Origin of the sequence: Roseibium sp. AS2 (assembly GCF_038900065.1) — a bacterium.
Classification (GTDB): domain Bacteria; phylum Pseudomonadota; class Alphaproteobacteria; order Rhizobiales; family Stappiaceae; genus Roseibium.
The window spans coordinates 578,378-591,047 of sequence record NZ_JBBMQN010000005.1 but is presented as its reverse complement, the minus strand read 5'-3'; the positions used below and the strand labels follow the sequence as shown (position 1 = coordinate 591,047).

At 62.5% G+C, this 12,670-nt stretch carries 12 protein-coding genes; 6 read left to right on the top strand and 6 right to left on the bottom strand.

Going from position 1 to position 12,670, the window contains the following annotated elements:
• Positions 1 to 4: 4 nt before the first annotated feature.
• Positions 5 to 1,240, bottom strand: a complete 1,236-nt coding sequence (locus tag WNZ15_RS17775) for an aromatic ring-hydroxylating dioxygenase subunit alpha (RefSeq protein ID WP_342894331.1) — start codon at positions 1,238 to 1,240, stop codon at positions 5 to 7.
• Positions 1,241 to 1,386: 146 nt separating this feature from the next.
• Positions 1,387 to 3,423, bottom strand: coding sequence for an FAD-dependent oxidoreductase (locus WNZ15_RS17770; protein WP_342894330.1), 2,037 nt, complete (start codon positions 3,421 to 3,423; stop codon positions 1,387 to 1,389).
• Positions 3,424 to 3,591: 168 nt separating this feature from the next.
• Between WNZ15_RS17770 and WNZ15_RS17765 the strand changes: the two genes are divergently transcribed.
• Entirely contained in the window at positions 3,592 to 4,239 is a 648-nt protein-coding gene (locus tag WNZ15_RS17765) for a TetR/AcrR family transcriptional regulator (protein WP_342894329.1), read from the top strand.
• An 87-nt stretch (positions 4,240 to 4,326) separates the two neighbouring features.
• Here WNZ15_RS17765 and WNZ15_RS17760 read toward each other — a convergent pair whose 3' ends face one another.
• Together WNZ15_RS17760 and WNZ15_RS17755 are read right to left on the bottom strand one after the other, a co-directional pair.
• Positions 4,327 to 4,809, bottom strand: coding sequence for an Lrp/AsnC family transcriptional regulator (locus tag WNZ15_RS17760; RefSeq protein ID WP_342894380.1), 483 nt, complete (start codon positions 4,807 to 4,809; stop codon positions 4,327 to 4,329).
• A 168-nt stretch (positions 4,810 to 4,977) separates the two neighbouring features.
• A complete protein-coding gene (locus WNZ15_RS17755; protein ID WP_342894328.1) occupies positions 4,978 to 5,601 on the bottom strand; it encodes a uracil-DNA glycosylase family protein in 624 nt (207 codons plus the stop codon).
• 143 nt (positions 5,602 to 5,744) lie between these two features.
• On the opposite strand from WNZ15_RS17755, the gene WNZ15_RS17750 reads away from it, so the two are divergent.
• The gene (locus WNZ15_RS17750; RefSeq protein WP_342894327.1) at positions 5,745 to 7,301 is read left to right on the top strand and encodes a HAMP domain-containing sensor histidine kinase; all 1,557 of its coding nucleotides are present in this window, start codon (positions 5,745 to 5,747) and stop codon (positions 7,299 to 7,301) included.
• 102 nt (positions 7,302 to 7,403) lie between these two features.
• Here WNZ15_RS17750 and cobT read toward each other — a convergent pair whose 3' ends face one another.
• Positions 7,404 to 8,429: a nicotinate-nucleotide--dimethylbenzimidazole phosphoribosyltransferase gene (gene cobT, locus WNZ15_RS17745; protein ID WP_342894326.1), complete on the bottom strand. Its 1,026-nt coding sequence runs from the start codon at positions 8,427 to 8,429 to the stop codon at positions 7,404 to 7,406.
• Between the two features lie 106 nt (positions 8,430 to 8,535).
• Between cobT and cobS the strand changes: the two genes are divergently transcribed.
• From cobS to WNZ15_RS17725, 4 genes are all read left to right on the top strand, one after another.
• Positions 8,536 to 9,420, top strand: a complete 885-nt coding sequence (cobS, locus tag WNZ15_RS17740) for an adenosylcobinamide-GDP ribazoletransferase (protein ID WP_342894325.1) — start codon at positions 8,536 to 8,538, stop codon at positions 9,418 to 9,420.
• 35 nt (positions 9,421 to 9,455) lie between these two features.
• Entirely contained in the window at positions 9,456 to 10,661 is a 1,206-nt protein-coding gene (locus tag WNZ15_RS17735) for an alpha/beta hydrolase (protein ID WP_342894324.1), read from the top strand.
• A gap of 73 nt (positions 10,662 to 10,734) precedes the next feature.
• Positions 10,735 to 10,917, top strand: coding sequence for a DUF1289 domain-containing protein (locus WNZ15_RS17730; RefSeq protein ID WP_342894323.1), 183 nt, complete (start codon positions 10,735 to 10,737; stop codon positions 10,915 to 10,917).
• Positions 10,914 to 11,627 (top strand): TIGR02281 family clan AA aspartic protease, encoded by a 714-nt coding sequence (locus WNZ15_RS17725; RefSeq protein WP_342894322.1) that lies wholly within the window; start codon positions 10,914 to 10,916, stop codon positions 11,625 to 11,627. The genes WNZ15_RS17730 and WNZ15_RS17725 overlap by 4 nt, the downstream gene beginning before the upstream one ends.
• A 27-nt stretch (positions 11,628 to 11,654) precedes the next feature.
• Here the strand turns inward: WNZ15_RS17725 and dusA are convergent, their stop codons facing one another.
• Positions 11,655 to 12,668 (bottom strand): tRNA dihydrouridine(20/20a) synthase DusA, encoded by a 1,014-nt coding sequence (gene dusA / locus WNZ15_RS17720; protein WP_342894321.1) that lies wholly within the window; start codon positions 12,666 to 12,668, stop codon positions 11,655 to 11,657.
• Positions 12,669 to 12,670 lie beyond the last annotated feature (2 nt).

Genomic DNA, 12,670 nt, shown 5'->3' with positions numbered 1-12,670 from the left:
GGTGTCACTCCGCTGCTACCCGAAAGCGTCCGACAAGGCCGGTTTCCAGCGCGCGTGCATACCAGTCGACAAACTGGATGACGCCGCTTTCCTGGACCGGGGAATATGGTCCGGGCTCATAGGCAGGCGACAGAATTCCCGCCTGGTTCTCCTCGATGATCCGTCGGTCCTCGTCGTTGGTATGGATCCAGACATCGGTCAGGCGCTTGAGATCGTAGTCGACGCCTTCCTCCGCATCCTTGCGCACAAGCCAGGTCGTTGTGACCTCCGTTTCCATCGGCCCCACAGGCAGGACGCGGAAGGTCAGCACATGATCCGACAGGAAATGGTTCCAGGTGTTCGGGTAATGGTAGAACAGGCAGGTGCCGGCGTTGTCGAACGGAACCGTACCGATGCGTTTCGACACGGCCGCCTTGCCGTCCATCGTGTAGCTGACCGCATCGCCCAGAAACGGGATGCGCACCAGGCGCCATTGTTCGGAGGGCGCGATCCGGTAGCTGGCGGGCAGTCCGGCGTTTTCACAGCGCTCCACATGCGCCCTGCCGACATTGGACGTGGAGGCGTCGTCACCGCCCACCAGGTTCGGGTCGTCGGGAAAGGTGCGGCACAGGGACGGGTGGGACCCGGAGCAGTGATAGCATTCGCGGTTGTTTTCCAGCACCAGTTTCCAGTTGCCCTTTTCAAGAATGGTGGACTGGTGCGCGACCTTCAGGTTGGAAAGATCATGCGGCCCGAGATAACGCGCCGCCTGTCTTGCCAACTCGCCCGTATCCGGTGCTTCGTCCGCCAGGCAGACGTACACCATGCCGGAAATATCCGTGCAATGGACGGTCTTCAGGCCGTGGTTCTCCGGCTTGAAGTCCGGCCCCATCTCGCGCGCCCACAACAGCTTGCCGTCCAGTTCATAGGTCCATTGATGATACGGGCAGACCAGCTTGGGCGCCGAACCCTTGCCAGCCGAGCAGATGCGGCTGCCGCGATGCCGGCAGGAATTGTGGAAAGCCCGGATGACACCGTCCGCGCCACGCACAATGATGAGCGAACAGGCGCCGATTTGCAGCGTGACGTAATTGCCTGTTTTGGGCAGCTCGGCAGCGGCAACGGCGAAAATCCAGTCCTTCTGCCAGATGTTCTTGAGATCCGCCTGGTAGACATCGGCGTCGGTATAAAAGGCCTGCGGCAGGGAATACCCCGCGCGGCGCCTCATCAACAGAGAATGAATATCTGCATCGCTGAGCATGGTGACCCATCCTTTCCGGCCGAGTCTTCCGGCCGATCCCTGGTGCGAAAATTAGGCTCACAGGCCCCCTGGCGCATTGCGCAAAAGCGGCATCCGCTTATCCCTGTCAGACGCACGGATGATTTTTTGCCGCAGCGCAGCATTCGTCAGACATCCTTCACAAGGCGCAGCGCGTCGTAAATCGCCGCGTGGGTGTTGCGGGCGGACACAGCGTCACCGATGCGAAACAGCGCAAACGTACCCTCAGGATTGGCGTCCAGCGGTTGCGGCCGCCCGAAGATCAGCGCGTCCTGACTGACCGAACCGAGATTTCTGGAAAACGGTTTGAGCTCGAAATAGAGGTCGTCCATCGGGATGGTGCCATGGTTGACGACAATCTGGTCGAAGTCCCGTTCTTCGCAATGCGCGGAGTAGTCCGTGCCGATCACGGCGGTCAGCATGTTGCCGGACCGGCGCACCGCCTTCAGCCGATAGGTCACGGTGAAACGGACATCCCTGTCCTGAAGCGCCCGCATATAGGGAACAAGGTTCATGGCCATGACATCGGGCGCGAACGAACGGTCCGGTGTCATGATCTCCACATGCGCGCCGGATTTCGCGATGATTTCCGCGGCCTGCAGCGCCGCGTGGTCGCCCGCGTCGTCATAGACGAGCACCCGCCTGCCCGGTTTCACATCCGAGGCGATGATATCCCAGGACGAAATCACCAGGTCGTTGCCTTCGCTCAGGACTTCGGTGTGAGGCAGACCGCCGGTCGCTACGATAACTACATCCGGATTTTCCTGTTTTATATCTTCTGCTTCTGCGAATGTATTAAAGCGAAACCTTACCCCGCGTACCATGCATTGCTGCATACGCCAGTCGATGATCGAGATCATTTCCCGGCGCCGCTCCGACTGGGCCGTCAGGCGCACCTGACCTCCCGCATCAGGCGCGGCTTCGAACACGCAGACATCGTGTCCACGTTCGGCGGCAACCCGCGCGGCTTCCATGCCTGCCGGCCCTGCCCCGACGATGACGACTTTCTTTTTTATATCCGCCGCAGGGATCTCGTGCGGCATGGTCAGTTCGCGGCCCGTTGCAGCGTTGTGGATGCACAGGGCATCGCCCGCCTGGTAGATGCGGTCGAGGCAATAGGTGGCGCCGACACAGGGCCGGATGTCGCCTTCCCGCTTTTCCGCGATCTTCCTGACGATCATCGGATCGGCCATATGCGCCCGTGTCATGCCGACCATGTCGAGCAATCCTTCCGCGATCGCGTGCCGGGCCGTCGCCACATCCGGGATCTTGGCGGCATGAAAGGTCGGCAAGCCGATGTCCCGGCGGATCTTGCCGGCGAAGTCCAGATGCGGTGCGTTGCGCATGCCCTGCACCGGAATCACGTCGGTCAGCCCCGGATCGGTGTCGATATGCCCCCGGATGACGTTGAGAAAGTCGATCTGGTCCGTCGCCTTCAGGCGTTGCGCAATTTCCAGTCCCTCCTCCGGCGCAATGCCGCCTTCCAGGTCCTCGTCGGCGGTGAAGCGGACACCGACGATGAAGTCGTCGCCGACGCGCCGGCGAACCGCATCGATCACCTCCAGCGAGAACCGCATGCGGTTCTCCAGCGACCCGCCATAGGGCCCGTCCAGCGTGTTTGTCACCGGGGACCAGAACTGGTCCATCAGATGGCCGTAAGCCTGCAGCTCGATGCCGTCCATGCCGCCCGCCTTCATGCGCTCCGCGGCATCGGCATAGTCCTCGATGATGCGGGCAATGTCCCAGTCCTCCACTTTCTTGGGAAAGGCCCGGTGCGCCGCTTCACGTTGATGGCTCGACGACACCGCCGGCAGCCAGTCCCCCTTGTTCCAGTGGGTCCGGCGCCCCAGGTGGGTGAGCTGGATCATCACCGCGCAGCCATGATCGTGACAGGCATCGGTCAGACGCCTGATCCAGGGCACGACCTCGTCCTTGTAGGCCAGGATGTTGTTGAAGACGGGCGGGGAATTTCGCGAGACCGCGGCCGATCCGGCCGTCATGGTCAAGGCGACGCCCGCCCGCGCACGCACCTCGTGATAGGCCCGGTAGCGGTCCTTGGGCATGCCGTCTTCCGGATAGGCCGGCTCGTGCGAGGTGATCATGATCCGGTTTTTCAGCGTCAGATGCTTGAGCTTGTAAGGCTGCAGCAACGGATCCTTCGACATGCGCGTCCCTCTTCCTGTGTTGTGCCGCAGTGCGGAAACCCTCTGCCTGCGACACTAGGGACAGTTCGATGCGGTTGAAAAGACACAAAAACGACATTCATGTCGTTTTTGTCGACATAGGTGTCTATTTTGATTGCCGGTGTTTGTCGGCTCTGGTATCGGAGCCTCATGAACACTGCCCTGATCGAAAAGACATCCGGCTGGCGCGGGTCCCGCGAGATCTGGATCGAAGCGGCCTATCAGGTGCTGCTTGACAGCGGGATCGACGCGGTCAAGGTGATGCCCCTGGCCGAACGCCTCGGACTGTCCCGCACCAGTTTTTACGGGCATTTTTCGGATCGCGAGGATCTGCTGAATGGTCTGATAAGACTGTGGCAATCGAAGAATACGGGAAACCTGATCAGGCGGACCGAGGATTACGCGGAAACGATCACCGAGGCGATCCTGAATGTCTTCGATCTCTGGCTGCTGCCCGACCTGTTCGACACGCGCCTAGAATTTGCGATGCGCAACTGGGCGCACACGGATCCGGACCTGGCGAAGATGCTGGAGGAAGCCGACACGATCAGGGTCGCGTCCCTCGAAGCGATGTTCAGCCGCTTCGGGTTCGAACCGGCCCACGCGAACATCCGGGCCAACACGATCTATCAGACCCAGATCGGGTATATATCAATGATCAAGGACGGACCGAGCGAACCGCTGGAACCGCGCCTGAGGCGCATGCCCACTTACGCGGAGATCTTTTCCGGCCAGCCGGTTTCGAATGCCGAACGCGCCCGCTTCCTTGCACGCCATCCCCTTCACCCGGAGACATGAGGTCACCGCTGCCCGGTCCCCTGGATCGATGACCCGTCGGAACGTGCCCGGAACGACCTGTCCGGCATCTGGCGGTCTCCCCGGCCGTTACTTGGACTTGGGCTTCTCCGCCGCGACATAGGCGAGCGGCAGGGCCGTCGTGTTCTTGATCTGCTCCATGGCGAAAGTCGTCGAGACATCCGAGATGTCTATCTTGGAGATCAGTTTCTTGTAAAATTCGTCATAGGCCTCGATATCCGGCACGGCAACCCGCAAAAGATAGTCGACCTGGCCTGCCATGCGGTAGAACTCGACCACCTCCGGGAACTCGCGAATGACGTCTGCGAATTTCTTCAGCCAGTCTTCCGAATGCTGGTTGGTGGTGATGGCGACGAAGGCCGTGACCTTGGCATTGACTTTCCCCGGGTCCAGCAGGGCGACCCGTCCGGTGATCACGCCGTCTTCTTCCATTTTCTGAATACGGCGCCAGCACGGCGTGGTCGACAGACCGACCCGACGGCCGACCTCGGCCACCGGGACGGTGCAGTCTTCCTGCAGGATGGAAAGGATACGGCGGTCGATACGGTCGATCATTGCTCACAAATCCGGTTTCGGCGGCGATTTCCCCACCTGAGGCAATTCGCGCTCTTGGGAAATCATTTTACCTGAAGATGAAAATCCGTACCTGAATTTCAACCGAATTGTCAATTCAAGCCAATTTGAGAATTATTTTCGAACATCCAGCAGTGTGCCGAGGGATCACGTCAGGCGCGCCACTTCGCGCCGGAGCACTGGCAGCAGGTCGGTCTCGAACCAGGGGTTCTTTTTCAACCATGCATTGTTGCGCCAGGATGGATGCGGGAGCGGCAGCACCGCAGGCCTGCCGGCGCGTCCAACGTCGAAATGAGCGCGCCAGTTCGCCACCGTCTCCGTCATTGTCTTCTGCCGTTCCCCACCCAGATGATAGGCCTGCGCATATTGTCCGATGACGAGGATCAGCTCGATCCGGGGCATTGCCGCGAACAGCCTGTCATGCCAGGCCTTGCGGCATTCGCGCCGCGGCGGCAGGTCGCCGCCCTTGTCGTCGAGCCCCGGGAAACAGAACCCCATCGGCACGATCGCAAGTTTTTCCGCGTCGTAGAAAACGTCCTCGCCGATCCCCATCCAGGCACGCAGCCTGTCGCCGGAGGGATCTGTGAACGGACGGCCGCTCCGGTGCACGCGTGTTCCAGGGGCCTGACCGCAAACGCACAGCCGGGCCGTCCGCGATACCTGCAGGACCGGCCGGGGCGCGTGCGGCAACGGCGTTTTCTCGGGCGCATCGACGCAGATGCGGCAGGCGCGCACGTCGCTGACAAGAGCTTCAAGGTCCGCTGGCTTCATCGTTTCCGGCAAGTAGTTGCACCTTGGTACAGGCGGTTAACCGTTCCCTTACCACGATCCTGAGGACGATCTTAAGGAATGGTGAGTCAGATTGAAAAAACACGCAGTATCACAATAACAAAATCAAAACATCCGGGTGGCACATGGGCAACCTTGCGTCAGATTCAGGCGCCGACAAAGACGCCATCAACGAACAGCGAGCCATTCGCCGGCGGGCAATGGCACGGTCCGCGCGGTCTGTTCACAGCCGCCTCGGGGCGCAGGACAACCGGCACACAACTTTCGATCTCGATCGCCAGCACCTGTTCGCGGACACCCGCATCAATGCTGCCTATGCCGTTCCGCTGCTGGCCCTGATCGTCGCGGCGATCTCCGTCCTGTGGCTCGATCCGGTCTTCATCGGTGTCTGGTTCACCCTAACCCTGTGCACCCATTTTCTCATGGTCTACACCAGCCATGCCTTCGAGAAAGCGCCCTCCGACCAGAAGGCCCGCATCTACTGGCGGCGGCGTTTCGCACTCGGCGATTTCATCTATGGCTGCAGCTGGGCATTGTTCTTCCTGATGCCGAAAGTCGGTGAAGCCAGCGACGGTCTGGTGATCTTTCACTTCGCGACCCTGCTGATCGTGGTCGCCATGAACACGATGCAATCGGCGACGCTGCCGAAATGCCTTCTGGCCAGCACCCTGCCGATGACCCTTGTGGTGACCGTCAGTTTCCTGAAACAGGTCGACCCGATCCATTATACGCTCGCCGCGATGGCCATCGGCGCCCAGGGGTTCTTCTTCATTCTGGGCAACCAGTTGCTCAAGAATGCCAACACCATGCTGGAATACCGGGCGGACAAGGACCATTTGATCGCGGAGCTGGAGACGGCGAACGCCTCGTCGGACGAGGCGCGGCGGCGCGCGGAAGCGGCCAACCTTGCCAAGTCACGGTTTCTGGCGACCATGAGCCATGAACTGCGCACGCCGCTCAATGCCATCCTCGGTTTCTCGGAAATCATGAAGGATGAAGTGCTCGGCCAGATGCACAACAAGACCTACCGGTCCTATGCCGGCGATATTCACGGCTCCGGGCAGCACTTGCTGAACCTCATCAACGAGATCCTCGACCTCTCGAGGATCGAAGCCGGGCGCCACGAACTGCATGAGGAATCGCTCTATCTCGACGACATCGTCGAGGAATGCGCCAGCATGATGAATGTGCGTGCCAAGGCCAAGTCGGTCGCGCTTCACCACACCCACGAGCCGGGCCTGCCCCGGGTGTGGGCGGACGAGCGCGCCATACGGCAGGTGGTGCTGAACCTTCTGTCCAACGCGGTCAAATTCACACCTGTCGGCGGCGACGTGCGGATCATGGTCGGGACGACACCGGACGGCGGTCAGCATGTCTCCATCAGGGACAGCGGCCCGGGCATTCCGGAAGATGAAATTCCGACCGTGCTCGAGGCCTTCGGCCAGGGATCCCACGCGATCAAGAGCGCAGAACCGGGAACCGGTCTCGGCCTGTCCATCGTGCAGGCCCTGGTGAGCATGCATGACGGCAGGTTCGCCCTGAAATCGAAACCGGGCGAAGGCACCGAAGTGACGGTGACCCTGCCGCGGGCCCGGATCATGAACTATTCGCTGGACGTGGACTGGGCCGAACCGGAAAACCGCGACGACGGGCCTCCGGCCGACAAGGCCCGCTCCGCCTGACCCACAGAGCGCCGGGCGCATTCAGGTGAGCGGCGCCCTGGACCCGACCTGAACATCCCTCTTCATCGGGAGACGGAACCAGTCAGGTCCACTGACCGGGACTCAGGCGCCTTTTTCCGCGACACCCGCGTCGGCAAAGGTCGCCATGCCGGAATGCATTTCGGCGGCCGCCTTGGCGATCCCGGCCGCCAGCACGGCGCCCGATCCTTCCCCCAGACGCATGCCAAAATCGAACAGGGCCTGCTTGCCCATGTGGTCCAGCACCCTGGAGTGCGCCTGTTCCGCGGAAACATGGGCGAACAGGCAATGATCGAGGCCGGCAGGATCCATGGCATACACCACGGCTGCCGCCGCCGTTGTCACAAAGCCGTCGACAATGACCGGTACGCGCTGCAGACGCGCCGCTATGATCAACCCGGCCATGGCGGCAATTTCACGGCCACCGATGCGGCGCAGGATTTCCAGCGGGTCTTTCTCACCACCCAGACGCGCGACAGCTGCCGCGACCGCGTCGCGCTTGCGGGCAAGACCCTCGTCATCGACACCTGTGCCGCGCCCGACCCAGTCGCCGGCCTCGCCGCCGAACAGCCCGTTGAGGACCGCCGCCGCGACCGTGGTGTTGCCGATGCCCATTTCACCAAGGCAGATCAGGTCGATACCGCCCGCGAGCGCCTCCATGCCATAGGCCATGGTGGCCGCGCAGTTGGCTTCGTCCATGGCATCTTCGCGGGTGATGCTCGGGGTCGGCATGTCCACCGCCAGATCGAACACTTTCAGGCCAATGTCATAAGCCCGGCACAACTGGTTGATCGCCGCACCGCCGGCGGCGAAGTTCTCGACCATCTGGCGGTTGACCGAGCTGGGAAACGCCGATACGCCCTCATCGGCGATGCCATGGGCGGTTGCAAAGATCCCGACGAGCGGACGGGTGATTTTTGGCGGCGCCTTGCCGGACCAGGCAGCGAGCCATTCGGCGATTTCCTCCAGCCGACCGAGCGATCCGGCCGGTTTGGTCAATTCGGCATCCCGCGCCCTGACCCTGGCGAGGGCTTCCTCGTCCGGTCCGGGCATGGAATGCACCAGGTTGCGGATATCCTGAAAGGGAAGCGCGGTCTCGGAGAGGGACATTGGGTTCTGGTTCCGGTTTGAGCGGCGGCAACGCGCCGGCACTTGGTCTCGCTAGGGAGGTGATCTATAACCCGTCCTTGAAAAACTCAAGCGCGGGACCGGCCTGATGACCTCCGAATCCGACCAAACACCTGATTCAGGACAGAAAACACGGTCCGACAAAACCCGGGATCAGGCGGTGGTCTTTGCCAAGGCGCTCACAGGAGTGCTTACAGGCTTCGCCGCCGACACGGCCGCCTGTATCCGATTCTTTTCCCGCCTGCCGCTTCCGGCGGTCAATGCGTCGGATGATCCAGCAGCCCTGCCGGATTTTGCCCGGATCGCGCGCGCCGCACCGCTGGCTGGCACCGCCATCGCGCTGCCGGCAGCGGCGCTCGGGATGCTGCTCGGATTTTCCCACCTTCCCGAGCTTGCCGTGGCCGCCATCACGATCGGCCTGCTCGCGCTCACAACAGGAGCGCTTCACGAGGACGGCCTGGGCGATGTCGCCGACGGTTTTTTCGGCGCAGCAAGCCGCGAGAAGCGGCTCACGATCATGAAGGACAGCCGCATTGGCGCCTATGGCGCTCTTGCGCTGATTGTGACGACAGTCATGCGCGTCGCGCTGCTTGCCGCGCTCTGGCAACGGCTCGGTCCGGCAGACGCAGCCCTCATCCTGCTGGGCAGCGAGGCGCTGAGCCGTGCCGTGCTGGTCTGGCAATGGCAGGTCCTTCCCCCGGCCCGCCCTGATGGCCTCGCCGCCCGGTTCGGCAAACCCCTGCCTGAAACCGCGCGCCAGGCAATCTTAGTGACCCTGATCCTGCTCTTGCCGGCCGCTCTGCTCCTGCCTCTGCCCGCCCTGTCGCTCGGCCTGCTGCTCGCGGCCGGGATCGCGCACATGACCGGACGGCTTGCCCTGACCAGGGTCGGCGGTGTCACGGGGGATGTTTTGGGCGCAATTCAACAACTCAGCGGACTTGGTTTTCTCACCGGCGTGCTTATGTTGCCGTGACCAGCGGCACAATGCCTTCAGGACATATCGCATTCATGCTCAAATTGAACCGGACCCATCAGCGCAGACGCCCGGTCACACAAGCGCTCACCGCCACAGCCCTTGTCGTGACACTGGCGCTGGTAACGGCCTGCAGCGGACGGCCCGGAGCCGGTGCGCTTGCCCTGAACACGGATCCGGCGCCCGACGCGCGGGTCAGCGATATCCTGATCGCGACAACCCGAGAGCGGGACAGCCGCCCGGGCAGCTATTTCAGCGGTGAACGCGCGACCGCAGTCAGTTATGCGGAAGCCTCGATCTCGGTACCGCCGTCACACGTCGCCGGAGAGATCGAATGGCCCGCAAGCCTGCCCGGAAACCCGGACAAGGAGTTTGTTGCCCGGGATGCCGGCTACATTGCCGACAAGACTGCTTTCCGGCAGGAGATCAACGAACGTCTGGCGGCCATGCCACCGGGAAAACGCGAAATCCTGGTGTTCATCCACGGCTACAACACGCGCTTTCCGGAAAGCCTCTACCGCTTCACCCAGATCGTTCACGATTCCAAATTCGAGGGCGTGCCGGTGCTGTTCACATGGGCCTCGCGCGGCAAGTTGCAGGACTACGTCTATGACCTGAACAGTGCGGCGATCGCACGCAGTGCGCTTGAGGAAACGCTCGTCGAGCTTGCCCGCTCAAAGGCGGACACCATCACCGTTTTGGCCCACTCGATGGGCAACTGGCTGCTGATGGAAACGGCTGTCCAGATCCGGCCCGAAAACCGCCACTTGCTGAGCCGCGAGATCAACAACATCGTGCTGGCCGCGCCCGACATCGATGTCGACCTGTTCAAGGCGCAACTGAAGAAGATCGGCAAACCGGCAAAACCCTACACCGTGATCGTCTCCAAGGATGACAGGGCCCTGCGGCTGTCGCGCAGGATTGCCGGCGGCAAGGAACGCGTCGGCGCGTATTCCGACGATCAGGAACTCGCCGAACTGGGCGCCGTGGTGGTCGATGTCACCGAACTGGAGTCGCTTGACGGGGCCCATCATACCAAGTTCGCGCAACTGGCGCAGTTCCGACCGGAATTCCTCACGACCTTCAGCCAGTCGGCCGTGGCCTCGAATACCGACCAGAACCGGGGCGCCAGTCTCGGAGGTGATCTCGGCAGTTTCGTCGGACAGACCGCCGAGGCCGCCGTCACCCTGCCCATCCGCGTGATCACGGCCCCCTTCACCTATGCTGCCGGAGGTCTGTGACAGGTCCCATGTCTCGCACAATTCCGCCCGTTTCAGTCTTGGCAAAGCCACAATCTGCCGCCATATGCGCCTGATGAAGTCACCTTGCAACAAAACCTGCCTCATCGACCGGCAAAGCGGCCTGTGCGCGGGCTGTCTGCGCACAGCCAGCGAGATCGCGTCCTGGGCAAGTTACAGTGACCGGCAGCGCGCCGACATCATGGCGGACCTTGCCGACCGGCACCTGCCGGGCGACGCTGCAGGCGGGCGCCGATGAGCGGCCCGAAACGCTTTCGCGGATTTGTGGTGGTAGTGCTGATCGCTGTCATGGCGATCGCTGCGTACTATGCGTTTTTCGGTGATCCCACCGATCCCACGAATGTCAATTTCGACGACACCGGCCCGCGCTTCGTCGCGCTATCCGCTCTTGCCTTCGTCTTCCTGGGAAGTTTCATCTTCGGCCAGCCAAGGGTCCGGGAAATCATCCAGGGAACGTTGTTCTGGGGCGGGCTTTGCCTGTTGCTGGTCACCGGCTACACCTACCGAACAGACCTGGTCCAGGTCGGTTACAGGGTCCTGGGGGCTCTGTCGCCCGGTCTTGCAGTGAGCCAGCCGGACGGCACCATCCTGATCGTCCGGGATGCCGGTGGGCATTTCGTTCTGGACGGACGCACCAACGGCACCAGAACGCAGTTCCTGCTCGACACGGGCGCCAGCGCTGTGGTGCTGACCTTTGAAGATGCCCGCCGCGCCGGCTTCCGGGAACAGGATCTGTCCTTCACCGTGCCCGTGTCGACCGCCAACGGCCGGACGATGGTCGCACCAGTGCAGATCGAGGCGATCACGATCGGCGATCACACATTGCGCAATATCCGGGGTTTCGTCGCGCGCCAGGGTTCGCTGGAGGCAAGCCTGTTCGGCATGAGCGCGCTGGACCGGCTGCAAGGCTGGCGGATCGAGGGTGACAGGCTGGTCCTGTCGCCGTGACAGCAGCGCGTCCCCGGAGCGTGCGGCCTATTCCGCGGCAGCAAGCTCCGCGTTGGCGGGGCTGACGGCTGCAAGCGCCCGTTCGACCACTTCCAGGCCTGCCCCCGGTTTGATCGCGTCCACAGTCAGGATGCGCCGCCACGAGCGCGCGCCGGGACGGCCGTGAAACAGGCCCAGCATGTGCCGTGTCATGTGCCCCAGCCTGACGCCGCTGGACAGTTGACCATCAAGATAGGCCAGATGCGCCCTGACAGCCTCCCAGGGCGACACATCGGGCTCGCCCGTGCCATAGAGCCGGCGGTCGACTTCGCCCAGGATCTGCGGCGTGTGGTAGGCGGCGCGTCCGAACATCACCCCGTCGAGCGTATCCGCTAAAGGCTCCGCCTGGTCGAGGGTCTGCAACCCGCCATTCAGGCCGATGAATTTTTCCGGCAGGCGCTGTTTCAGTCTGACGACGCGGTCATGATCGAGTGGCGGAATGTCCCGGTTCTGCTTCGGGCTCAGCCCCTGCAGCCAGGCCTTGCGCGCATGCACCCAGAGTGCGTCGGAACCGGCCCCGAAGACAGCATCCGCCATGCGGTCGAGCGCTTCCTCCGGGTCCTGGTCATCGACGCCGATCCGGCACTTGACGGTGACGGGAATGTCCACCGCCGCCTTCATTGCCGCGACGCAGGCCGCCACCAGGTCCGGCTCCGTCATCAGGCAAGCGCCAAACCGGCCGGATTGGACCCGGTCCGAGGGACAGCCAACGTTGATGTTGACCTCGTCATAGCCGAAGTCCTGAACGATCCGCGCAGCCTCGGCCATGTCCTTCGGATCCGAACCGCCGAGCTGGCAGGCAATCGGGTGCTCGATATCGGAAAAGCCGAGCAGATGCTGCCGGTCGCCGTGGATCACCGCCCCGGTGGTCACCATCTCCGTATAAAGCAGACCGTGCCGCGTCAACGCCCGGTGAAACGCCCGGCAATGCCGGTCGGTCCACTCCATCATGGGCGCGATGGCGAATATTTTCGCGTTATTTTTCAGAGCTTTATGATACATTT